This window comes from Actinosynnema sp. NPDC050436, from assembly GCF_040655415.1.
GTDB lineage: Bacteria > Actinomycetota > Actinomycetes > Mycobacteriales > Pseudonocardiaceae > Actinosynnema.
Map to the genome: position 1 here is coordinate 35,237 of NZ_JBFAJV010000022.1, position 24,822 is coordinate 60,058.

At 70.1% G+C, this 24,822-nt stretch carries 13 protein-coding genes and 1 pseudogene; 4 read left to right on the forward strand and 10 right to left on the reverse strand.

Going from position 1 to position 24,822, the window contains the following annotated elements:
• Positions 1-8 precede the first annotated feature (8 nt).
• Entirely contained in the window at positions 9-389 is a 381-nt protein-coding gene (locus tag AB0I60_RS34565) for a VOC family protein (RefSeq protein ID WP_360737692.1), read from the forward strand.
• Positions 390-592: 203 nt separating this feature from the next.
• On the opposite strand, the gene AB0I60_RS34570 is transcribed toward AB0I60_RS34565, so the two are convergent.
• The 4 genes from AB0I60_RS34570 to AB0I60_RS34585 form a co-directional block, all read right to left on the reverse strand.
• Positions 593-2,827, reverse strand: coding sequence for a M20/M25/M40 family metallo-hydrolase (locus AB0I60_RS34570; RefSeq protein WP_360737694.1), 2,235 nt, complete (start codon positions 2,825-2,827; stop codon positions 593-595).
• An 848-nt stretch (positions 2,828-3,675) separates the two neighbouring features.
• On the reverse strand, positions 3,676-3,993 hold the full coding sequence (locus AB0I60_RS34575) for a hypothetical protein (RefSeq protein WP_360737696.1): 318 nt from the start codon (positions 3,991-3,993) through the stop codon (positions 3,676-3,678).
• Positions 3,994-4,597: 604 nt separating this feature from the next.
• Complete coding sequence (locus AB0I60_RS34580) at positions 4,598-5,068, reverse strand: helix-turn-helix domain-containing protein (RefSeq protein ID WP_360737699.1); 471 nt, start codon at positions 5,066-5,068, stop codon at positions 4,598-4,600.
• 845 nt (positions 5,069-5,913) lie between these two features.
• Positions 5,914-6,171 (reverse strand): hypothetical protein, encoded by a 258-nt coding sequence (locus tag AB0I60_RS34585; protein ID WP_360737701.1) that lies wholly within the window; start codon positions 6,169-6,171, stop codon positions 5,914-5,916.
• Positions 6,172-6,501: 330 nt separating this feature from the next.
• Here AB0I60_RS34585 and AB0I60_RS34590 point away from each other — a divergent pair, with 330 nt between their 5' ends.
• From AB0I60_RS34590 to AB0I60_RS34600, 3 genes are all read left to right on the forward strand, one after another.
• Positions 6,502-16,782 (forward strand): LamG-like jellyroll fold domain-containing protein, encoded by a 10,281-nt coding sequence (locus tag AB0I60_RS34590; protein WP_360737703.1) that lies wholly within the window; start codon positions 6,502-6,504, stop codon positions 16,780-16,782.
• A complete protein-coding gene (locus AB0I60_RS34595; RefSeq protein ID WP_360737706.1) occupies positions 16,757-17,314 on the forward strand; it encodes a hypothetical protein in 558 nt (185 codons plus the stop codon). Before AB0I60_RS34590 ends, AB0I60_RS34595 begins: the two co-directional genes overlap by 26 nt.
• Before the next feature lie 80 nt (positions 17,315-17,394).
• Complete coding sequence (locus tag AB0I60_RS34600; protein ID WP_360737710.1) at positions 17,395-17,940, forward strand: hypothetical protein; 546 nt, start codon at positions 17,395-17,397, stop codon at positions 17,938-17,940.
• Between the two features lie 932 nt (positions 17,941-18,872).
• On the opposite strand, the pseudogene AB0I60_RS34605 reads toward AB0I60_RS34600, so the two are convergent.
• The 6 genes and pseudogenes from AB0I60_RS34605 to AB0I60_RS34630 form a co-directional block, all read right to left on the reverse strand.
• Positions 18,873-19,954 (reverse strand): annotated as a pseudogene (locus AB0I60_RS34605) (IS630 family transposase); the annotation flags it as partial.
• Positions 19,955-20,108: 154 nt separating this feature from the next.
• Entirely contained in the window at positions 20,109-21,392 is a 1,284-nt protein-coding gene (locus AB0I60_RS34610; RefSeq protein WP_360737823.1) for an IS256 family transposase, read from the reverse strand.
• 47 nt (positions 21,393-21,439) lie between these two features.
• Positions 21,440-21,787: a hypothetical protein gene (locus tag AB0I60_RS34615; protein ID WP_360737712.1), complete on the reverse strand. Its 348-nt coding sequence runs from the start codon at positions 21,785-21,787 to the stop codon at positions 21,440-21,442.
• A gap of 80 nt (positions 21,788-21,867) precedes the next feature.
• Positions 21,868-22,986 carry a hypothetical protein gene (locus AB0I60_RS34620; protein ID WP_360737715.1) on the reverse strand — a complete coding sequence of 373 codons (1,119 nt, stop codon included), beginning with the start codon at positions 22,984-22,986 and terminating at the stop codon, positions 21,868-21,870.
• 40 nt (positions 22,987-23,026) lie between these two features.
• Positions 23,027-23,866 carry a helix-turn-helix transcriptional regulator gene (locus AB0I60_RS34625; RefSeq protein WP_360737717.1) on the reverse strand — a complete coding sequence of 280 codons (840 nt, stop codon included), beginning with the start codon at positions 23,864-23,866 and terminating at the stop codon, positions 23,027-23,029.
• Positions 23,867-23,923: 57 nt separating this feature from the next.
• A complete protein-coding gene (locus tag AB0I60_RS34630) occupies positions 23,924-24,784 on the reverse strand; it encodes a sigma-70 family RNA polymerase sigma factor (protein WP_360737720.1) in 861 nt (286 codons plus the stop codon).
• Positions 24,785-24,822 lie beyond the last annotated feature (38 nt).

Below are 24,822 nucleotides of genomic sequence, written 5' to 3' on the forward strand. Positions count from 1 at the left end.
GTGCAGATGTGGCTCGTGTACACGACATCGTCTTCGACAGCAAGCACCCCGCGTCACTGGCCCGCTTCTGGGCGGCGGTCCTGGACGGCTACCAGGTGGCGCCCTACGACGAAGAGGAATTGCGCCGCCTCAAGGACAACGGCATCGACGACCCGGAGGACGACCCCACGGTGCTGGTGGTGGCAGGCCCCGGTTTGCCCCGCTACTTCTTCGTCCTGGTGCCCGAGGGCAAGGTGGTCAAGAACCGCGTCCACCTCGACCTGAGCGCGGACGACCCGGCCGTCGAGGTCGCACGCCTGGTGGAACTGGGCGCGGTGGCCGTGCGGGAGTTCGAGGGGTGGACGCAGATGGCGGACCCGGAAGGCAACGAGTTCTGCGTCCTGCGCTGACCTTCCCCGCGCCGCCCGGCCACGGTGGTCCGACCCGCTGCCGATCGGACCTCGCCGGAGGCCGCCCGCGCCACAGTGGACAGTGGCGTCCGGCGACCGCTCGACCTGGCGAATCGGTTGCCCGCCGCCGCTGCCCAGCGGCTCGTGGGCCCGGCGGAGCGGAGGCCGGCACCGGAGGACGGCCGGTGCCGCCGTAACGGGGGTCAGTCGTGGCCGAGGTCGATCGTGCGGCTCGCGTAGCTCTGTCCGGCGGGGGAGGGCCAGGCGGCCTGCGTCCGGCCCGACGGGAGCGCCGGAGCCCCGACGTCGGCGGGCAGGCCGTTGGTCCGGGTCACCGCGCGCAGCCTGGGCGCGTCCACGCCGCCGCGCACCCGCAGGACGATCTCGATCCCGGCGGCGGGTGGCGCGGCGTACCCGAAGCCCCAGCTCCACGGGCCGTCGGTGGACGGCCGGTTCCGACCGCCGGGCACGGTGCGGCCGTCGACCACCGCCTCCAGCAGGTCGCCCGAGGGCACGGCGACGTAGACCGAGACCGCATAGGGGTTGCCCGGCGTGCGCAGCCGCACCCGGTGCTCGCGCACTTCGCCCGCGTCGCCGTCGCCGAGCCGTTCCCAGACGGGGACCGGGACCGAACCGGCCAGCGGTGCCGGGCCGGTGCGCAGGCTCTGGCCGGCCGACCCTGGCAGATCTCCCTCCACAGTGGATGGTGGCGTGGAAAGCAGTGCCGCGAACGCGGGATCGGGCTCACCGGCACCGAGCCAGCGGGCCGAGCCCCGGTCGCCGTCGACCGCGTAGCCGAGGCTGACCGGCTTGGGCCGGTGCTCGTCGTAGCCCACGGTGAGCAACCCTGCGGCAACCAGGGCCGCAGACAAGGGCAGCGCGATCAGCGCGATCGGCCGCAACGCCGGCGCGGCGGGCAGCAGGGGCAGGGCGGTGGCGGCGAGCAGTGCAGCGGGTACCACGGCCCCTGCGGACCCGGCCAGTCCCAGCGCCGGTGCGAGCAGCAGGACCACGGGCAGGAGGAGAAGCACCGAAGGCACTGCCGCGAACGCGGCGGTGGCAGGCCGGCCGGTCAGCGCCAGCCCGATCACCCCGACCACTGCGGGCACGGTGAACAGGTACGCGCCGCCGGGCAGCAGCACCGCGAACACCAGCCCGAGCACGGCGTGCGCGCCCAGCACCCCCAGCGCGAGGCCCTGCTCGCCCACGCCGCGCAACAGCCTGCGCCACACCAGCAGCAGTGCGGCGGTCAACACCGCGAGCGCCGCCAGGTACGGCATCGGCTGGTACGGGTTGCCCGTCGCCAGCAGTGCGTGCTCCGGCCGCAGCAACCCCAGCAGCCACCACATCCCGACCGCCGCGCCGCCTGCGGCCAGGACCGGCAGCAGCAGGCTCGCCCCGACGCGCAGGGCGGTCAAACCACAGCGCAGCCGCAAGCACAGCACGAGCAGGCCCACCACGGTCAGCGCGGCCAGCGGCAGCGTGAGCCAGGCGGGGTAGTGCACCACCAGGCCCAACACGGTGAAGTAGTGCGCCGGGCTGGGATCGGGCGCGCGGAGGTCGGTGTCGCCGAGCACGCGGGCGGCGGCCAGCACCGAATCGCCCATGTCCTGCACGCTGCCCGCGTCCAGGTGTGTGAGGTCGTCGGTAGCGGTGTGGTAGTGCGCGGAGCCCTCCAGGAAGGCGAAGTTGAGCCCGCGAGCACCGGCCTCGGCGAACACGGTCAGGTCGCTGTCATTGGGCAGCAACCGATAGATGTCGGCCGACACCGAGGTGGTCAACGCGCCCGAGGCGCGCAGCGCGGCCATGAGCCCGCCGACCGGGCCGGCGGTCTCGAACATCAGCGCCGGCCCGGATACGCCTCGGGCCTCCAGGTTCAGCACCACCGCACCGGCCGGGACACCGGCCTCGACGTAGGCCTGCGCCCCCAGCAGACCGGACTCCTCGGCGTCGGTGAACAGCACGTGCACGTCGTTGCGGAGGGCAAGTCCGGCGCGCAGCGCGCGGACGACCTCCAGCACTGCCGCCACGTTGGCACCGTCGTCGGCCGCGCCGGGGCCGAGCGGGACCGAGTCGTAGTGCGCGACCAACAGCACCGCACCGGTGCTGTCCCGGCCGGGCAGCACGGCGTGCAGCGGAGTCACCGAGCCCAGCAGGTGGGTGCGGTCGGCGAACACGCGCGCGGCCACAGAAGTCCGCTCGGTGGCGGTGACGTCGAGTTCGGCGAGGGCCGCCCGCAAGTACGCACGTGTGCGGGCAGCCGCAGGCGAACCAGTGGGACGCGGCTCGGTGGCGAAGCGCGCCAAGTGGTGCAGCGCCCGACCTGCGGCGAACTCGGTGTCCGCTGCGGTGTCCACGGGTCGTGGCGGCCGTTGCGCGAATACCACGAGCGCGGTCAGCAAAAGCAGACCCAGCAGGGCAAGCGCGCGCAACCTCATCGATTCCCCTTCCGGGCAGCGGACTCGAAAACCCTCCAGGCTCCGTCGGCCACCAACGGGCTCGAAACCCACGATCACAGCTCTCCCCCGAAGGCCGGTCGAACCCGCCTCGATACGATGATCCCTCCTGCAACGTAGGGGGTTCCGCTTGACTTGGCTAGAGGCGAACGGTGCCAGATCACCACCCGATACCGATGACCGTGCACAAAGGACCGTGGCCCGATCGAAGTGGTCGGCGGGTCCCAGTCCAGCCGGAGGAGATCGAGGTCGGAGGTCCACCTGATCAGGTCGGCCTCGACGATCGAGCCGTAATCCGGATGACGCCCGGACCCGAAGTCCGACCGGGCGATCGCATACGGGTGTGCCAGGCGGTGCCGCTTCCAGAACTGCTGACGCCGCGAACTGTGAGGCGCTGCCAGTGAATTCCACCGCAGGTGGAGCAGCGGTACTGATCGTAACCTCAGTGTCAACTAAGGATATTAGGTGGGAAATGTGACACCTGGCCTCGGCTCCTGCCCACCCGGACGTCCGCTTACCTGAGGCGAGCTTCGCTCGCGCAGTGACGGCGTGCCGCTGAGTGCTCTTCAGGCAGACAAGTCGCTACCCATCCTGGCGTTCTCCGCCAGCCGCCTGCGGGCGGTGCTCAAGGAGGCCGCAGGCGGCCGGTTCGACAGCCTCGCGACGCAGACCGACGGCGGCGATCCACACGGTTGTGCGGCCGCCGTCGTCGGCGCCGCATTGAACGGCCAGATGCGATCCCGCCGGTCGCCGAGTTCCACCACGTCGGCGGCTCGGCGGCCGGCGGCGGCTGCGGTTTCCCGCCGGGGCCGCGGCCGTCGCCATGTCCGCTACCTGACCGGTGCGATCTGCACCGGCCCGACGTCGAGCCGGACAGGGGTCATGAGCATTACGCCGACCAGCAGTCCGGCCACGACCACCAACACGGCGACCAGGCGCAGCGTGCCCGGCCACGTGGTGAGCAGGCGGGCCAGATGTTCGGCGGGACTGGGTCGGCACCGGGTGCGGTTCACCGCATCCCGGCGTCGCGTCGGCGCAACGGGTCCCGCCGTCGGGCCGGTCGCAGTCTTATCGTCATGGGGCGTCTCCTGGATCTCGTGATGAGCGGGATCGGGGTGGTCGAGGAGCTGCCAGGCCGGTTCGATCACCCCAGGAGCACCAGGCGCACCCGCCGGACCGCAACGCGGATCGGAAGGCGACGGGCGGCCCCGTAGCGGGAGCCGCCCGTTGTCGTACGTGGTGTCGTCACCGACCGTAGGGGTACCGGCGACCGGTGGGCCGCTCCGTACGGCGAGTGGCCGGCGAACTACCGCCGGACTGATCAGCCCGCCGCACCGCGTCGGCGCACGGCGCTTTCCCTCGCTAGGCCGTTTACCTGCCCGGCGCGCGCCACGACACTGCGCCCGTTCCCACCCTTCGACCACCGGTCACAAGAGGCTGATCGACACCGAACCCGTTCCTGTGGACGAGCTGCACGGACCGGTTGCGGGTTAGAACGGAGGTTCGGTTTCTCCTGGTCTGCATGGCTGGAGCGCGTCGCGGCCGACGTAGTGCCGGATCGGCACGGTGTGCGAGAGGTGCGGGGTCGGCGCGTCGTAGCTGACCAGCCCGAGCAACTTCCCGCCGGTGGTGCGTGCCCAGGCGTCCGGCTCGCCCGGCACCTGGCCCCGGAACCCAACGCCCGGCCCGCGTGCCGCGGTGCGCCCGGCGGTGGCGGTGGTTTGAATGCATGACCGGAATGGCCCAGTGGGATCACCCGGTGGGGTAGTCCCGGCCCTTGAGATGGCACCTGGGGCAGGGAATGAGGCTGCCGGTTCCGTCGTCGACATAACGCTCGTGCGGCGCTTCGCCGTCGCAGCGCCCGCACCAGTCAGGCCAGTCCGCCCCACCCCGGTCGCCAGTGCGGGGAGTCCGTCGCCCATGAGAACGACCCGGTGGCGCCGGCGGCGGGGCTGCGGCCGGGTTCGGGGCGGGGGTGGGCGACATCGTGATCGCGTACCGGTTGCGCCGGCGACCGCCACCCAACTCGATCGTGATGTGACCGTCGCGCTGAAGTCGCTTGAGCAGGCGCTGGACCGTGCGCTCGTTCAACCTTGTCTTGCGGGCCAGGTCGGCCACCGACGGCCAGGCGTTGCGGCCGTCGTCGTCGGCCGAATCGGCGATGGCCAGCACCAGGAGCAGTTCGGTCCCGGCCACCGGTGCGTTCTCCCACGCCCAGGTCATGACGCGAATGCTCATACGGATTCAATCCGAGCGGTGAGTCAACGGGAGGAGTGCGCTCGTCGCGTCGAGTGGAAAAACGCGGTCATATCATGTCGAGACCCCGGCTGGCGGCGGTATGTCGGTGATATCGAAGCCGGACGGCTCTCGATTTTCGGCTGCCTCATTCTTCTCGTGCTCCGTGATTCCTGTCTCGGCATCCTCACATCGATCGGTGGGGAAGTCAAATTTTTCGGTCAATGGAACGCCATGTCGACTCCGGGGAAACCTGCGTGCTTTCGGTCGTTGAAATCCTCCGCAACTGCCACTCGGCCGGACGTGCGCCTGCCGCCGCCCGTACGGGTTGTCCACACCCCAGGCAGATCGCCACCCCGACAGATCGCCACCGGTGGCGTAGCTGTGCCGGGGCAGGGGTGGCGTGGCTGTGCCGGGGCAGCCCCGGCACAGCTACGCCACCCGTTACGTCCTATACCGTCCTATTCCGTACCCGAGCCGCGTTCCGGCATGCCGTGGTTGCCCCTGTCTGCTGTGGACATCGCCGTCCGCTGTGCGCTCCCCGCGCAGGCGGGCTTCGGGGAGACCGGTCACCGATGGTGCAGCACGGTGTGACCTGCTTTCCGACCCCTGGTAGCCGGCAGAAACGTCCGGCGATGCGGGGCAGGTTCGAAGCGAGCGGCGGACGACACCCGGATCGGTGTCGGGTTTGCTCTCGCCTCTCCCCGTCGTCCTGACGCCCGAGACGACCGAACCACTGTGCCCGCGGTGGCATCCGGCCGGGCGGGTTCCTGTCTCGTTCGACACGCATGCGGGAGTCTCGTCGCCGGGCAGGCCGGATCGCTGTTGCCGGTTCAGCCGACGGTCAGGGAGGTCAGCTCGAGCCCCTTGTCGCGCAACCGGATCGAAAACGTACCGGGTGTGCCGGCGGTAAACCGAAGCTGTGCCGAACCGCCGCTGAGTGCGGTGCTGATGCCGAGGGGCTCCACCAGCACCTGGTCGTCGATGTCGGCGAGCACGGAGATCTCGACGACGGTGCCCTGCGGGATCGGCCCGGTCGTTCCGGCCAGGGCCGTGGTTCCGGCGCGGTGGGTGATCTGGATCGATGCCACCGGGCGTTGGTCCGGGGTGGCCGGACCGCTCTGGACCAGGGGCAACGCTGCGGACGACGTGGGCGGCGGAGGCGTTGCCTCGGGTTCGGAGCAGGCGGTGAGTACGAGCAGCAGCACCAAAAGCGGGACGCGGGGCACGGTGCTCAGTCCTCTCGACGGGGCCGCAGCGGACGTCGATCATGCCTGATCCACACGTGCTGCGGATGTGTTCTACGCGACAGTCCTTCACGTCTTGACCGTCCGACTCCGAGAGACCGAGCATCTCGTGGACGTTCACGCACCTGGGGGCTAGCGATGGTCGGTCGATCGGTGTGGTCCGGAAGCAGACGCGTGACGGTCCGGGCGCTGGTCGTCCTGCTCGCGTTCACCGCGGTGCAGCCCGTTCTCTCGGCGATGCCTGCGACTCCTGTCGCGTCGGCGCAGGGCGCCCCGGTCGGGGAGGTGCCCGTCCAGGCCACCGGGTCGGCCGAGGGCCGGTCGCACCGGGCGGACTCCGACGCCACGGCCGGACCCGAGGACGGTCCCGCACGCGGACCCGGCCGCGGTGAGGGCGAGCTCCCCCTCGACGAACGGCCCAGGCCCGAAACCGGGACCGAGCCGGACCAGCCGCGCACCCAGGTCACCACCGGTGCCGCGCCGACGGTCGCCGGCAGCTCCTTCGACCCGCGCTTCAGCCGCGAAATCGTGACCGAGCGCGATGCCCGTACCAGGGTCTACGCCAACCCCGACGGGACCCGGACCGCGCAGATCAGCGCCCAGCCGGAGTTCTACCGCACCCCCGAGGGCAGTTGGGAGCCCATCGACACCACGCTGGTGGACGACGGTGCCACCGTGCGCAACAAGGCCGCCGCGATCGGCCACCGCTTCGCCAAGAACGCCGATTCCCGGTCGCTGGGCGAATACCGCGTCCGAGACGGCGTGTCGGTGGGCTTCGGCGTGGCCGGCGCGGCACCGGTCACCGGCCGCACCGCCGACGACCTGATCAACTACGGCAACATCCGGTCGCACTCCGACATCGAACTCCAGTCAACGCCCACCGGCATCAAGGAAACGATCGTCCTCAAGTCCAAGGACGCGCCGACCGAGTGGGAGTTCCCACTGGAACTCAACGGGTTGAGCGCCTCGCTCGACGAGTCGGGATCGGTGCTGTTCAAGGACGGTTCGGGTGAGGTCAAGGCGAAGATCCCGCATGGTTTCATGGAGGACTCCGCCTTTCCCGAGGCCGGCACCGGCGCGTACTCGGCGGGCGTCACCTACCGGCTCGACGAGCGCGACGGGAAAACCGTGCTGCACGTGGGCATCGACAAGGCGTGGGTGAACGACCCGGCGCGGGTGTACCCGATCAAGGTGGACCCGAGCGTGGAGGATCGGCAGGTCGACGCTTCCACGTTCGTGCAGACCGGCTTCGTCACCCCGCAGTACTCGATGGCCGAACTGCGTGCGGGCACCTGGGACGGCGGCTACAACAAGGCCGCGACCTACCTCAACTTCGGCAGCGTCTCCTCGCGGTTCGCCGGCCAGTACATCCTGGGCGCCCAGCTGTGGCTGGCCAACATCCACTCGTTCTCGTGCAGCCCGCGCGATGTGAACGTCCACCAGGTAACCCAGCCCTGGTCGGCCGACGGTATCGCCGGGTTCCCCGGGCCCGGCTACGGCGCGCTGGTGGGCTCGGCGAACTTCTCCTACGCCTACAGCTACGCGGGCAGCACGTGCCCGGACCCGCAGTGGGCCGGCATCCCGCTCAACCAGGCCGGCCGCGACCTGGTCAACTCGTGGGCGCACGGCGGGGCGAACCACGGTCTCACGGTCCGCGCGTCGGAGTCCGACAGCTACGCGTGGAAGAAGTTCGCCAGCCGCAACAGCGCGAACCCGCCCCAGCTCTCGGTCACCTACAGCCCCTACTGGGCCACCTACCAGGTCGCGCAGGGCATGACCACGCCGATCTCGTCCACTCAGGACGGTGTCATGCCGGTGACGGTCACCAACTGGGGCAAGGACGTCTGGACACCGGGCAACAACTACCAGCTGACCTACCACCTGTACGACGCGAACGGCGTCGAGCAGCCGCAGTCCGCCACCTACCACGTGGCCATGCCCTACAACGTCGGCTACGGCCAGTCCGCCACGATCAACATGCCGATCAAGAAACTCGCGCCGGGCAACTGGACGATCCGCTTCGACATGGACCGCTACGGCACCACCATGTTCGCCTCCCAGGGCGTACCCACGTCGGGCACGGTGGCGATCACGATCGGCGACCAGTACCCCATCATCGACTCGATGTCGCCGCCGTCGGGCGACGCGGTCGGCACGCTCACCCCGGTCCTGTCGTTCCGGGGGCACGACCCGGACAACTACCCGTCGCTCGGCACGGCCGGCAGGTTCTGGGTGTACAACGCCAACGGCACCCAGATCGCCGACTCCACCTGGATCGGCGACGGCAACAGCAGCGGCTTCTGGGGCCGGATGACATGGCAGATACCCACCGGGACGCTCCAGTGGGGACAGACCTACCGCTGGGCGGCGAGCATCGGCAGTTGGGGGAACAACGGCCCGGTGGTCGACGGCGGCACCTTCACCACCGTCATCGACCAACCCGCCCTGCTCAGCCACGCCGGTGCGGCGGCGGTCGAGGCCGGTCGCGGGTTCGACCCGGCGACCCGCAACTACACCACGGCCGCGACCGACGCGGTGGTGAAGACCGTCGGGCCCGACCTTTCCGTCGTCCGCACCTACAACAGCGTGGACACCCGCACGAACCTCGCGTTCGGAGCCGGCTGGTCGACGCGCTACGACACCGGAATCGTTCCCGACAACGACGGCAGCGGGAATGTCGTCGTCACCTACCCGGACGGCCAACAGGTCCGGTTCGGCGCGAACGGGAACGGGACCTTCACCGCGCCCCAGGGACGGTTCGCGACGTTGACCACCGTGCCGGGCGGCGGATGGAAGCTGACCGACAAGTCCGCCACCACGTACCTGTTCGACAGCGCGGGAAAGCTGCTCTCGCTCACTGACGGCTCCGGCCGTTCGGTCGTCCTCGCCTACAACTCGGGGCGTCTGGCCACCGCGACGAACGCGCAGGGCGGACGATCTCTCCGATTCCAGTGGACCAACAACCACGTGACCGCCGTGACAACGGACCCGGTCGACGGCACGGGCACCGAGCAGACCTGGCGCTACACCTACGACGGCTACCGGCTGACCAAGGCGTGCGACCCGACGAACGCCTGCACCACCTACGACTACGACCCGGCCACGGCCTACCAGACCCGGGTGCGCAACAACTCGCGCGACTACTGGCTGCTCAACGATGCAGCCAGCGGTCAGACCGCTGCCAACCAGATCGCGGGTCGGCCGGCACTGACCTACAACAACGTCACCTCGTCCACCGACAACCCGTTCGGCACGTCGGGCACGCCGGCCGCGGTGTTCAACGGCACCAGCGCGCGGATCTCCGGCAACGCTCTGACGACAGCCGTGGGCGAGCACGGGATGCTCCGCTACAGCCTGTGGTTCAAGACCAGCGCCACGGGAGGTGTCCTGCTCGGCAACTCGCCCACCGCCTGGGGAGGGGCCAATCCCGCCACCCCGTACCCGGTGGTCTACGTCGGCACGGACGGCAGGCTGCGTGCGAGCGGCGGGTCCGCCGCGTCGACCACCCGCGTCGACGACGGCAAGTGGCACCACCTCGACCTGCTGCTGAAATGGGCCGCCGGCCCCGCGGCCGACCTCGTCCTGGACGGTGCCGTCGTGACGTCCTGGAGCAGCGCGTGGGCTGCGGGCAACCCGAGCTTCTTCCACGTCGGCGGCGGCCCGTCGAAGTCGACCTGGCCCTCCGCCCCGTCGGCTCCCTGGAGCTTCTTCCACGGCTCCATCGCCCACCTCTCGGTCACCACGAACTCCACGGACCACTCGTCGCCCCACCAGGCGGCCATGACCTGGCGGCTGCGGGCGATCACCGACCCCGGTGGCCGCAAGACAGCCGAAGTGACCTACGAGTCGGACGGCACCGGCCAGGTCCAGCGCGTCGTGGACCGCAACGGGGGCGTCTGGCAGGTCCAGCGGGCCACGGGTCACGCGGACACCCCGTTCTGGCGCAAACCCCGACAGAGCGACTACCAGACCCGGTTGACCCAGGCGGACTCCGGCTGGTTCGCCGGCAGCAACAAACCCTCGACCGCGCGCGGGCTCAACCCGGTACCGACCTACGGCACCGGCTGGACCACCACGGGCACCGGCCCGTTCGGTGAGACGGTGGCCATGCCCAGCGGGCAGAAGCCCGTGTTCCCGGGCTCATACATCGCCGGAGCGCACACCAAGTCGGTCGAGCTGTGGTTCAAGACCACCACCACGACCGGCGGGGTGCTGCTCGCGTCCGGGAAGAACGACGCCGCGCACGCCGACCAATCGCAGACGGTGCCGATCCTGTACGTCGGTACGGACGGCAAACTGCGAGGCAGGTTCCGCAACGGCCAACTGGCCGCGATCACCACGACCAATCCGGTCAACGACGGCAACTGGCACCACGTGGTGCTGGCCGCCGGCGGCGGCAGCCAGACGCTCTACCTGGACGGCACGGCGGCCGGCACCCAGTCGGGCGCGATCTGGAGCTCCGACGCGCACCTGTTCGTCGGCCACGGCCGGGTGGACGGAGCCGACTGGCCGGTCAAGCCCACTGACACGGCGGGCAAGTTCGCGGGCTCGCTCACCCACCTGGCCTTCTACCGGCGGGCACTGACCTCCGGGCAGGTCGGGGCGCACTACGCCGCCCGCACCACACAGGCGGCCTACCAGACCGCAGTGCGCGCCGATGTCCCGCACCACGTGTGGACCTTCGGCCCGCCCCTGCCCAACATCGATCAGCAGGTCGGCCTCGCCACGTTCACCTCGGTAGCCCTGGACACCGTCCCGCTGACCGAGAACGGCCCCTCCGGGACCTTCAACGGCACGACCTCGCACGTCCGGCTTCCCGAATACCACCTGTCGGGCCGCTCCGAACTGTCGGCGGACCTGTGGTTCAAGACCGGATCGAACGCCGGCGGCGTTCTGCTGGGCACGGCCGACCGCGTCATCGGAGACGGCACCCCACAGGCGGGCAGGGCGATCCTCTACGTCGGGACGGACGGCAGGCTGCGCGGCCGGTTCGGCGCGGGCACCGAGTTCCTGGCCGGCACCGACCGTGTCAACGACGACCAGTGGCACCACGTCGCACTGGTGGGCAGGGGCACCGGCCAGGTCCTCTACCTGGACGGCCAGTCCGTCGGCTACCTCTCAGGCGGCTATTCCGACGGCGAGCGCCACGTGTTCGCCGGCGCGGGCTGGTTGGCGGGAGGCGACCACCCGGCCCGGCCCGCCGACGACTGGGGCCGCTTCCACGGCACGCTGTCCGAACTGGCCTTCCACTCGCGGCCGCTGACCGGGGCGGAGGTGATGGACACCTATCGCGCCGGCCGTGCCGACGCCCACCAGGTCAAGGTGACCGACCCGGCGGGCAGATCCATGGTGTACGGGTTCGACCACGAGCGCGGTGACCGGCTGATCCACAAGTCCGACGCCAACGGCGACCTGCGGTACTTCCAGTACGACACCCGGGGCTTCCTCGCCAGGGTGACCGACGCCAACGGCCACTCGATCGTCACCGGGCACGACGCGCGGGGCAACATGGTGTCGCAGACCACGTGCCGCACCCGCACCCGGTGCCACACCGCCTACTTCGGCTACCACCTCAACCCGGCCGACCCGGCCGACCCGCGCAACGACCTGCTGGTCACCGCCCGCGACGCCCGTTCCGCGGACAAGGACGACACGTCGTTCCTGACCAGGTACGCCTACACCGCCGGCGGAGACCTGGCGAGCGTGACCGGTCCCGGTACCGCAGCTTCCCCGGAAGGGACGGTCACCGCCAACCAGTACACGACAGGTTCCGACGCGGTGCCCGCGCACGCGGGCACCGGGTTCCAGCCCGCAGGGCTGTTGGCCTCCACCACCAATCCCGCAGGCGGGGTCACCTCCTACGCCTACAACCGCTTCGGCGACCTGGCCGAGACGACCGACCCGGCGGGCAAGAAGGTCCGGTTCGCCCACGACGGCCTGGGCCGGCCGATCAGCGAGACCGTCCTGTCATCCGCGCTGCCCGGTGGCTCGGCGACGACGACCACGACCTACGACGGCGCGTCCCGCGTCCTCACCACCACCGCTCCGGCCACCACCGACGCGGTGACCGGCACCGCCCACCAGGCCCGCACCACCAACACCCACAACCCGGACGGGACACTCGCCTCCGCGACCCGTTCGGACGTCGCAGGCAACGACCTCGCCCGTGTCACCGCCTACGGGTACGACGACCGGGGCCGGGTGGCGTCGGTGACCGACGCGGAGAACGGCGTCACCCATTATGCCTACGACAGCCTCGGCAACGTCACCAAGGTGACCGGGCCGATGGGCAACGAGACCGTCCACACCTACACACCGGTCAACCAGTTGGCCACCACCACGGTCAAGGGTTTCGACGGCGACGGCGCACCCGCGCGTGACGTCGTGACCGAATCCCGGGCCTACGACCCGGCGGGCCGCCTCGCGTCGGTGACCGACGCGATGGGCCGCACCACGGGCTACCGCTACTTCGACGACGGCCTGCTCGCCTCCACCGCCCGCACCGGTTTCCGCAATCCCGACGGCAGCAGACGCGACATCACGCTGTCCACGCACGCCTACGACGGCGCGGGCAACGAGACCCGCGTCGAAACCGGTGGCGTGGTCACCGAGCGGACGTGGGACGCGGCGGACAACCTGATTCGCTCCGTCGGCGACCCCTCGGGCGCGGCCCGTTCGACGAGCGTCGAATACGACGCTCAGGGCAATCCGGTCAAGGTCACCCGCACCGACGCCGCCGCCACGGGAACCGAGGTCGCCGAACTCGGCTACGACCCGGTGGGCCGGCCCGTGCGCCGAGCCGTCCGCAACGGCGCCCAGTGGCTGGTCACGACCACGATCCGGGACCAGTCCGGCCTGCCCACCGCCGTGACCGAACCACGCGGCAACGCGCCGGGTGCGACGGCTGCGGACTTCACGGCGAGCTTCGCCTACGACCCGCTCGGCCGGGTCGTGTCGCAGACCGCGCCGCCGGTGTCGGTCGAAGCCAACGGCGCGGCGGCGACCACCGCCCGCCCGGTCACCACGACCGGCTACAACACCTTCGGCGAGACCGTCGCCGCGAAGGACGCGAACGGGAACGTCACCACCACCGCCTACGACAAGGTCGGCAGGCCGACGGCCACGACCCGGGCGGCCTACACCGCGCCTGGCGGCACGCCGGTCACCTCGACCACCACCAGCGCCTACGACAAACTCGGCCGCCTCACCTCGGAGACCGACGCGGCGAGCGGGGTCACCACATACGCCTACGACGTGCTGGGCAACCGGACCCGGCGGACCGACCCGGCCGTGGGCACCGCTCCGGCAGGCGTGTCGACGTTCCGCCACACCCCGCTGGGCGAACTGCTCGGCGCGACCGGGACGACCGGCGCGACCCTCTCGGCGACCTACGACGACCTCGGCCGTGAGATCACTTCGACCGTGCACGAACGCCATCCGGCACCCGGCCGGAACCTGACGACCAGGACCTCCTACAACGACTCCGGCACCGTCGCCTCGGTTAAGGGCCCGCACGGCGCGCAGGTCGAGTACGGCTACAACGGTCTCGGCGAGCGGGTGTCCACGAAGGACCCGGCCGGCAAGATCACCACCGCTTCCCACGACTTCGCCGGCCGGGTCGTCCGGGTCACCGATCCGCTGGGGCTCAGAGTGGACACCGCCTACGACCCGGCCGGACGGGCGGTCGGCAGCTCGTGGCTCTCCGCCGCCGGCCAGGTGCTGCGGACGGCTTCCACAGGCTACGACGCCGCCGGCAACACCGTCTCACAGACCGACGGCGAAGGTGCCGTGACCACGTGGCAAGTGGACGCGCTCGGCCGCCGGAACTCGGAGACCGAACAGGTGTCGGCCACGGCGTCGATCACCACCGCGTTCGGCTACGACGCCGCCGGAAACCAGACCCGGTTCACCGACGGCAACGGCAACATCACGACCACCTCGTACAACACGTGGAACCTGCCCGAATCGGTCGTCGAACCGGTCACCGCGGCCCACACGGCCGCGTCCAACCGGACCTGGACGACCGGTTACGACAGGATGGGACGACCGACCCGCCTCGCCCAACCCGGTGGCGTGGTGCGCGAACGCACCTACGACGTACTCGGCAACCTCACCCTGGAGACAGGCTCCGGAACCAGCGCAACCACCCGTGAGCGGGTGCTCGGCTACGACAACGCGGGCCGGCTGACCTCGGCGAGCGCCGGGACGGGTACGAATGCCTACAGCTACGACGACCGCGGCAACCTGCTGTCCATGACCGGCCCGTCGGGCGACGGCAGCTACACCTACGACGACGCAGCCAGGCTCGTCCGTCGTGTCGATGCCGCCGGCACCGCCGAGTTCACCTACGAGTCCACCGGTCGTCTCAAGACGGCGATCGACCCGCGCACCGGCCTGACCGCCACCTACACCCACGACGACGCGGGCCGTACAACCGGCGTCGGCTACGGCACGGGCAACGGCAGCCGCAGCTACGCCTACGACGACCTCAACCGGGTGGTCGCGGACACAGTCAGCAACCCGTCCGGCCAGGCGACCGCGTCGATCGCCTACGGCTACGACAAGAACGACCGCCTCACCACCAAGGCCACCACCGGCCTCGCCGGTGCCGGGACCAGCACCTACACCTACGACAAGGCCGGTCGCCTGACCAAGTGGGACGACGGGACCAATCCCGTCACCTACACGTGGGACGACAACGGCAACCGCCTGTCCGCCGGTACCGTCACCGCGACCTACGACCAACGCAACAGACTGCTCACCTCGGGGAATTCGACATTCGACCACACCGCCCGCGGCACCCTCCAGTCCACGACCACCGGCGGCACGACGGTCAACCACCAGTACGACGCGTTCGACCGGCTGATCACCGACGGCACCGCCGGCTACGCGTACGACAGCCTCGACCGACGCATCGGGACCGGAATCGCCTACGCCGACCAGAGCAATGCGCTCGCAGCGGACGGCACCGGCCTGTACAGCCGCCTGCCCGGCGGCGACCTGCTCGGCATCACCCAGGGCGGCGCGAGCGGCCTGGCCTACACCGACCGGCACACCGACCTGATCGGCACCTACACCGCCCAGGGCGCGGTCGCCAGTTCCGCCGCTTACAACCCGCACGGCCAGATCACCGCACGCACCGGAGCCACCCACGCCCTCGGCTACCAGTCCGGCTGGACCGACCCGGTCACCGGACGCGTCAACATGGCCGCCCGCTGGTACACCCCCGGCACCGGCACCTTCGCCGGCCGCGACGACATCGCCGGCCCCTCCGGACCCGGACACAGCGGTCACAACCGGTACGCCTACGTCCTCGGAGACCCGCTCAACCAGACCGATCCGACCGGGCGCTGGGGCCACTGCGTGATCGCAGCCGGGGCCGGATCGGCCGTACTGCCCGGAGCGGGAACCGTCGTCGCCGGCGGCGGCTGTGTCGCGGTGACCAGCCTCATCCTCCTCGGCGGAATGCTGGCGGGCATCGGTGCGTCGGTGTCCGCCGACGCACCGGTCCGACCGCCCGCGCCGGCCCCGAACGGGACCGGGTGGCGACCCGACGGCGTGGAGAACACGCCGGGCTGCCGGGCTACCCACTGCGGCCAGTCGACCCCGAAACCCCCGCGTCCCAAATGCCCCATCACGGTGTGCGTCCCGCCCAGACCCCCGGCACCGTCCGACACCGGCACACCGTGCCGCGCGGGTGAATGCCGCGTCACCCCTCCGGGCCCGAGCCCGGAGGAAGCGCGCCGCATCGAAGCCGCCGCGCGCATCCTCGCCAACGCGATGACGCCGTTGCCCCGCAACCCCTCGGGGCCCGTCCTGGCCCCTGAGATCCGCAAGCTCATCGAAGACGCCGGCAAGGTGGTCGCGTCCGTCGTGGGCGGTCAGACCGACGACCAGGGCACACCGCAGACCCAACCCGGCGACGGCGGCGCGCCCAGGACCCCACCGACCGGCACCGACGACCCCGACGAGCGCTGCCGCCAGAACTGGCAGCACTACGAGGACCAGGAGGAAGTCTTCTGGAACGACGAACCGGGGGAGCGGTCCACCGGGGCACTGGCGTGCGTCGCCACCGTCAACAAGGCCAAACGCCCGAAGCTCGGCCTGGACCCGTTCGGGCTGGACACCTCCAAGGGCATGGCGCGCTGTCACCTGATCGGGCACAAGCTCAACGGCTCGAACACCGACCCCCGCAACTTCGTGCCGTGCTACCAGGACCCGACCAACAACTCCTGGATGTACCACAACGTCGAGGCGAAGATCGCCGAGCAGGTCGACGGCGGCAACCCCGTGCTCATGGGCGTCAAACCCGTGTACGCGGACCTCTCCAACCCGATCCCGACCTCGATCAAGATCGCGGCCATCGGCAACGACGGCTGGACTTGTATCGTCGACATCCCGAACACCACCAAGGCGGGAGTAGCGGCCAATGGCACCACGTTCACAGGCTGTTGACGCCCTGGTCGACCTCATCGGCTGGTCGGGCCGTCCGCGCTACATACAGGACTGGACGGTCACCGAGAAGCTGTTGGGCCTGGTGCTGCCCCAGGATTACAAGGAACTGCTCGACACGGTCCCGGTGGGGAAGTACGCGGGAACGGTGCTGCTCACCCCGCCGACCACCGCGGGCGAACAGGGCGACCTGCTCGCCCTGTTCCGGGAGGCCATGCTCCGGTTGACCGACGGGCGCAGGCACCCGTACCGCGCCTATCCGGAGCTGCCCGGCCTGATCCCGTGGGCCAAGTTCAGCCACCCGATGGGAGGCCAGCTGTTCTGGCGGGCGGACCGGGACGACCCCGACCTGTGGCCCGTCGTCGCGTGGGGAGCGGACGGCAGTTGGGAGGAGTACGACGTCGGTGTCGCGCAATTCCTGACCGCGGTGGTCGACGGCGCACTGCCCGGCTCCGTCGTGTCCCGCAAGGCGGGTGCACCCGCCTACCGGACCTTCCAGGACCTGCCCGGCGCACCGAACAACACAGGCGGGTAGTCGTGCGCGACAGGGTGCGCCGCCTCGCGGACGCCACGGGGTGGCTCGGCCGGTCGTACGTGACCACACCATGGGACGAGGTGCACGCCAAGCTGGGATTCGAGTTGCCGTCCGACTACCGGCGGTTGTTGGAGGTGTTCCCGCCAGGCACGTTCCACGCGCCGGACCACCACGCCGAGGTGATCGTGCAGCCGCCGTACCTGCTCGATGGCCGTCCGGACCACCTCACCCAGTTCGAGGCGGAAATCGCCGAGGCCGAGCAATGGCGCGAGCGACATCCGGAAGACGTTCCGGCACGGCTCGTCCCGTGGGCGCGCTCGGGCCGGCCAGGACTGTTCTGGGTCGGCCGCTCGTCGGACCCGGAACAGTGGACGGTCGCGGTGTCCAACGGGGGTGTGTGGCGCTACGACGACGAACCCGTCGTGGAGGAATTCGACTGCGGCGCGGTCGAATTCCTCCACCGCCTCGTCACCGGCCGACTGCGGAGCAGAATACTCAGCCCAATCAATTCCCGCTCGATCAGAACCCGGCCGCTGTTCGAGCCCGTGGACGAAAGAGAATGGCAGCGCTTCTCGGACACGCGCTCACCACAAGTCCGCAAGATCTCGCTCCGCGGCTATGCCTGACCACTTCAGCTTTCTAGCGTTCCGTGCAATCGGCGAGCGACTCGACGTGGAGACGAAGCCCGCAGCGAGCCATTAGGAAGCGATCATGGATGCGGTCGATGTGATGGGGATCAGAGAAGCGTTCGGGCCTCCCGAGCCTGCCTGACCGCGTGGTTGGCATTGTTCGAGACACCGACCTGAGATTTCGCTCGGTATGCCTACCGCCCTCATTTGCATGGTTCTGCCGGAAATTTGGCCGATGATGGCGGAGATGGCAGCGCGTTCCTTTGGGTGAGCTGTCGGAAGCGACTCGGACCCGGCGGCGATCTCGGCGAAGGTCAGCTGACCCAATACGCGTAAGCGCCAGAAACTTCGTCTCCTGGAACGTGGACGCGACGGTCAGTGAGTGCGACTGGATGATGTACCGGACCGGGATGATCGACTGCCAATGCATCGTGGTTTCTTCTCCGCACGACGGTTCAGCATCACCCCGTCCCTGGTCGACAGGCCGCGCACGCCTTATGGGGCGGCCAGTGGCGCGACGAAATCGGCCGGATCGGGAGTGTCCGGTGGGGCCGACGACAACTCCTCGGTACCGGGCACACGGACGGAAATGGTGTTGATCGCCATTCGGGCGGCGAACCTCTTCGGGTGCGGCGAAACGCCACCCCCGAACCGCTCGCAACTGAGGGCGGCGAAGTGGACTCGCGGGCTGGCGGACGACAGGAGTACGCGCCACGACCACCAGCGAGGTCAACGCCGGCGGCGCGGCGGCCAAAGGATCGGTGCCGGACACCGAACCAGCGGCAGACCTCGCCGAGACGAACGCACCGCGCGGCCGATGAGCGCAAGCAGGCCCAGCGCCAGCCCTGCCAGCGCCGTACTCGGTGCTCGGTGCGATTTCGGCAGGTGATGGATCCGTGGCACGCTGAGGAACTGGTCACGACCAGGTAGTGTCGTGAGTCGGTAGTTCGTTGGCAGTAGGCGGCGAGGGTGTCGAGGATGTCGTCGGCTGCCTTGGTCCAGACGAAGGGCTTGGGTCGGCGTTCCACTCGTTGATCCAGCGGCGGACGTCGGCTTCGAGTTCGGTCACCGAGCGGTGGGCGGAGCGGCGCAGTTTGCGGTTTGTCAGCTCGGCGAACCAGCGTTCGACCAGGTTGAGCCAGGAGGCGCTGGTCGGGGTGAAGTGCAGGTGGAAGCGGGGATGTCGGATCAGCCACTGTTTGACCTGCGGGGTCTTGTGGGTGGCGTAGTTGTCCAGCACCAGGTGCAGCTCCAGGTCTTTCGGCACGGCGGCGTCGATCAGCTTCAGGAAGCGCAGGAACTCCTGGTGGCGGTGGCGTCGGTAGTGCTGGGCGATGACCGAGCCGCTGGACAGGTCCAGGGCGGCGAACAGGCTGGTGGTGCCGTGCCGGATGTAGTCGTGGGTCCTCCGCGCCGGCGTGGTGGGCATCATGGGCGGGATCGGCGTGGTGCGGTCGATCGCCTGCATCTGCGACTTCTCGTCCACGGCGAGCACGAGCGCGTTCTCCGGCGGGGCCAGGTGGAGGCCGACGACGTCGCGGACCTTGTCCACGAACAGCGGGTCGGTCGACAGTTTCCAGGTCTGCACCGCGTGCGGCTTGAGTCCGAAGGCCCGCCAGATCCGGGAGACCGCGGACTGCGACATGCCCGTGGCCGCGGCCATCGACCGGGTCGACCAGTGCGTGTCCCGACCCGGCGTCTCCTCCAGGGTTCTGGTGACGATCTCCTCGACCCGGTCGTCGGTGATGACGCGGGGCCGGCCCGGTCGGGGCTCGTCGGACAACCCGTCGATCCGGTCGGACACGAACCGGGAACGCCACTTCGACACCGTCGCCCGCGACACGCCCAGATCGGCGGCGACCTGCCCGATCGTGCCGCCCTCCGCACACCGCAACACGATCCGGGAACGGGACGCCAACGCCTGTGCCGTCTTGCGCCGCCGGGACCACCCGGTCAACACCGAACGCTCCTCGTCGGACAGCACCACCGGGACAAGCTTCGGGCTCGGCACAAAGCCAGCCTTCCGACTAGCTGCGAACTAACGACTCAGGACACTAGAACGGCGGGCCGACCCCCGCAGCGCTGGGACCTGCCTCCCAGTGGGGACCGCAGCACGAGGCGACTCGGGCCTGTCAAACGAGCGGTGTAACTCGGGTTGAAGGGGGTTACTTGCGTCCGGCGGCCAGGCGGCCGTCGAAGGCGATCTCGAAGGCATTCAGGGCGGGCTTCCAGCGCATCATCCAGCGTTTGCGTCCGGTGCCGGTCGGGTCCAGGCTCATGATCGCCAGGTAGACGCATTTGAGCGCGGCCTGGTCGTTGGGGAAGTGGCCGCGGGCCTTGACCGCGCGGCGGATGCGGGCGTTGACCGACTCGATGGCGTTGGTCGAGCAGATCACCCGCCGGATCTCGACGTCGAAGGCGAGGAAGGGCACGAACTCGGCCCAGGCGTTGTCCCATAACCCGACAATGGCTGGATAGCGGGCGCCCCACTCCTGCGTGAACTCGGAGAACCGCTCTTTCGCGGCGGCCTCGGTGGGGGCGGTATAGACGGGTTCGAGGGCCTTGGCGATGGTGGCCCCGTGCTGGCGGCCGGCGTAGCGGAAGCTGTTGCGCAGCAGGTGCACGACGCAGGTCTGCACGACCGTGCGTGGCCAGACGGTGGTGACCGCGTCGGGCAGGCCGGTCAGTCCGTCGCAGACCACCATGAGCACGTCGGCGACGCCGCGGTTGCGCAGCTCGGTGAGCACGTGCAGCCAGTATTTGGCGCCCTCGCCGCCGTCGCCGGCCCACAGCCCGAGAATGTCGCGGTGCCCTTCGGTGGTCACGGCCATCGCCATGTAGATCGGCCGGTTGGCGACCTGGCCGTCACGGATCTTGACGTGCACGGCACCGATGAACACCACCGGATAGACGGCGTCGAGGGGCCGGTTCTGCCACTCGACCATGCCCTCGACCACCTTGTCGGTGATGGTCGAGATCGTCTGCCTCGACACGTCGGCGCCGTAGACCTCGGCCAGGTGCGCGGAGATCTCGCCCGTGGTCAGGCCCTTGGCGGACAGCGAGATGACCATCTCGTCGACGCCGGTGAGGCGCTTCTGCCGCTTGGCCACGATCCGCGGCTCGAACTCGGCGTTGCGGTCACGCGGCACGTCAATCTCCACCGGCCCGACATCGGTGAGCACGGTCTTCGAGCGGACGCCGTTGCGCGAGTTCCCGGTCCCGCGACCAGCCGGATCGTGCTTGTCATAGCCCAGGTGGTCGGTGATCTCGCCCTCCAGCGCGGACTCCAGCAGCCGCTTGGTCAGAAGCTGGAGCACCCCGCCCTCACCGGTCAGCTTCAACCCACCGGCCCGGGCCCGGCTGACCAACCGGTCGACCAACTGCTCATCCAAGCCGTCCAGAGCGGTCTCGGGCTTGGCGTCCTCAGCGTGCTCCACGCCGGACATCATCTCGGTCATCAGGTGCGCATCCTTGATCAGGAGTTACACCACTCGTTTTACAGTCCCCAACACTGTCGGGGCAGCACCAGCGGACACCGACTGTCGGTCGTGGGCGAGCAGGAGCAGCGGGTGACGAGGTCGATCACCTGGTGGTGGTGGCCGGCGAGTGCGGTGGTGGTGACGGTGTCGACCAGGGTGTCGCGGTGTCGGGCGATCCAGCCGGTGATGCGCACGTCGGTGAGTGGCGGGATGGTGAGCAGCGGTCCGAGGGTGGGGTCGTGCAGCGCGCGGTGCAGGAGCAGGTCGAGTCGGGAAGTGGCCGGGGTGCGGTGGGTGATGCGGCGGTAGCCGTCGTGGAGCAGGGTGAGCAGGAGCGGGGCGGGCGGCAGGATCAGGCGCGGCATGCTGTTCGTGGAGCTGCTCTCGTGACAAGGGCTGGTGTGCGGGGAGTGGCGCCCGAGCGGTATCGGCACCGGTCGCCCGGCTAACGCACCAGGTCGTGGGCTGGTGGGAGCTGGTCGCGGTCGACGGGTGCGGCGGCGCACAGTGCGGTGCAGGCGAACGCGCATGACTGCGCTGCGCAGCGGATTCTGGTGGATCCGGGACTGCTGTCGTGGCGTGGTCCGGTGGGTGCGCGGCGTATGGCGCCGCTGCGTCGCATCAGCCGCAGGACGGTGGAGGCGCTGACGCCGAACCGGTCGGCGATCGGCTTGCAGGCCTGGGCCCGCCGGTAGAGGGCGAGGGCGGTGGCGCGTTCCTGCGGTGTGAGGCTCCTGCCGCGGCCTGCGGCGGGTCGGATGGTGATGCCTGCTTCGGTGAGGACTCTGGTGACGGTGCTGTGGGAGCGGTCGACCCCGGCGGCGACCTGCCCGACAGTCGGCCACCTGCCGTGGTCTGCCCGGGTGGTGTACAGCTCGACGATCCGCTGGCGCAGGGCGAGGGTCATGGCGCGGTGCCGGATACGGGGTGCTCGGTGGGTGTCGAGGACGGTGACGACGGCTGTGCGGGAGCAGCCCAGCCGGCGGCTGAGGGCCTCGACGTTGACCACGGTCCCGGCGGCGTGCGCTGCGGCGGCCTCGCGCAGGACCAATGCTCGCTCCCGCGCTGCGAATCTCGCCGCCGGTTGCAGTCGTTCGCGGTAGACCTGTCGTTGCACGGTGGTCAGGTGGCGGCCCAGGACGAGGGCGATGTCGCGGGCGCTGAACCTCGGCCGTCCGTGCCGGTCGCGGCAAGCCGACAAATGGCGGACGACGTCCTTCTCCGCCTCGGTCATCCGCACGCTGCGCGGTTCGCGCCCCTCGTTGCGGCACAGGGTGCGCACGGTGCTCTCGTCGCAGCCCACCAGCGCGGCGATGGCCGGTGGGGTGTGGATCGCCCGGCCTCGCGTGTCGCGGATTTTGGCCAGCGCGCGGATGGTGTTCTTGTCCTGCTCGGTCAGTCGTTTCCGGCGGCCCGGCGCGGTGCCGGTTGCTTTGCGCCTGCCGGTACCGGCGGGGCTCCGGCCGGTACCGCCGGAGCTGCCGATCGCGGTCAGGACTGTGACATTCGGCGGACGTTGACTGTCCGAAGTAGAGTCGAATCCCTGGCGGGGTGTGGTGAGCACCGTGCTGCTCCTTTCGTCGGTGCCGGGACGGGTGCTGGGGTCAGCCGGGTGCGTGGTGGTCGTCGGCGATACGCCGCAGCAGGTCTTCGAGTCGTTCGCCGTGGAGGGCGAGTTGGTCGAGGCGGTCGAACAGGGTCAGGTACTCGCGGACGTCGTGGGGGTCGGTGATGGTGGCGTTGCCGGTCAGCACGCTCAGGGTCACCACCCGCTCGTCGTAGACCTGGAAGTTGTGCAGCGCGACCGGGCTCCCCTCCGCCGTCCACGGCACGACGCCGAGGGTGACGTTGGGGCGGCGCATGGTGCGGGTGAGGTGGTCGATCTGCTGCCGCATGAGGCCGGCGGGGCCCGGCCGCCATCGCAGCGCGCTTTCGGCCAGCAGGAACACGAAGCGCCTGTCGGGGTCCTCCATCTGTCGTCGCCGCGCGCGCAGGGACGCCGTCGCCGTGCGGAGTTCGTGCGCGGGGGCGGGGTGGAGCACGAGCTGCAGGTAGTTCTCGCTCTGCAGCAGGGTGGGAATCCCGGCGTTGTGGAAGATCCGGCTCGTGGTGGCGTTGGCCTCGATCCGCGTGGTCTCCTGCTGGTGGCGGTGGCCGCCCCGGTGCAGCATCACCCGGCGGAGGTCGCCTTCGGCGTGGAGGCGGCGCGTCAACCCGACCAGTTCGGTCCTGGTGTGCTTGGTCGCCGACAATTCGGCTACCAGGCGTTCCACGTCGGCCATGGACGGCAGCAGCAGCCCGTTCTCGATCTTCGACAGCTTCGACTGGCTTATCCCGACGGCCCGTGCGACGGCGATGCCGGTCCTTCCGGCGTCGGTGCGCAGCCGCCGCAGTTCGCGGGAGAGCCGTTCCCGGGCGAGGTGGATGCGTTCGGGTGAGGTCACGGCTGTGGTGGTCCTTCATGCACTGTGATCGGCCGGTGCGGTATCGGGTGGGAGGGGTCATGAGCCGGTGGTGCGGCCTGTCGTGAGGTGCTCGACCAGCAGGCTCCGTGCTTCGGCGGGTGGGAGTCCGTGCCGCGCCCTGGCCAACCAGGTTCGGCTGACATCGGTCAGTACGACGACGGGCGTCTGGGTGCGTCGGGTGCGGGCGGTCGCGGCGAGGTGGCGGTGGCCGTCGAGCAGTTCCAACGGCCTGCCCCGGCCGGGGAGGCGGTGCAGCAGCAGGGGGCGGCGAAGCCCGTGGGCTTCGATCGAGGCGGCGAGCCCGCCCAGATCGCCCAGGTCGCGGTCCAGATTGCGGGGGTGGGGCCGCACCATGTCGCGGTGAAGCAGGGTGACGGGCATGCCGATGCCCCACTGCGACATGGCGCGCAGTCTGACCAGCGCCCGGCTGTAGGCCACGCGGACCGCGGCGGTCGTGCTGTCGACCAGCCGGGCGATCTCGTCATGGGGCAGGTCGTGGACACCGTGCAGGAGCAGGATCCGGCGGCTGCGCTCGTCGAGGTGGGAGAGCAGCTCGGCGGCCGTGACACCGTCCCCGGCGGTGTGTCCGGCGTCGCGGTGGTGTCGGTCGAGGCGGTGGATCAGACCGGTCATGTCCTCGACGGGATGGTGCCGCCAGGTCTTGGCCGCGCGGTAGACCTCGGCCACCCGCCGTCGGACGATCACCGCGACCCAACCCTGCATCGACTCCGGCGTGTCGGCGTAGCGTGGCAGTGCGGTCAGCACCGACAGCGACGCGTCCTGCACGAGGTCGTCGTGCGACAGGTGCGCGGGCAGCGGCAGATGGCAGTACCGGCGCACCGTGGCGTGAATGAACGGCTGTAGGCGTCCGACCCGCGCGCGCAGATCGCTGTTCACTGGCTCTCTCCGGTACAGGGTTGGCCGGGCGGTGGGGG

Excerpts from the sequence above, each read along its gene's own strand:
- AB0I60_RS34615 (WP_360737712.1), bottom strand. The coding sequence starts at position 21,787 with ATGCCGCGCCTGATCCTGCCGCCCGCCCCGCTCCTGCTCACCCTGCTC.
- AB0I60_RS34580 (WP_360737699.1), bottom strand. The coding sequence starts at position 5,068 with ATGACCTGGGCGTGGGAGAACGCACCGGTGGCCGGGACCGAACTGCTC.
- AB0I60_RS34570 (WP_360737694.1), bottom strand. The coding sequence starts at position 2,827 with ATGAGGTTGCGCGCGCTTGCCCTGCTGGGTCTGCTTTTGCTGACCGCG.
- AB0I60_RS34595 (WP_360737706.1), top strand. The coding sequence starts at position 16,757 with ATGGCACCACGTTCACAGGCTGTTGACGCCCTGGTCGACCTCATCGGC.
- AB0I60_RS34610 (WP_360737823.1), bottom strand. The coding sequence starts at position 21,392 with ATGATGTCCGGCGTGGAGCACGCTGAGGACGCCAAGCCCGAGACCGCT.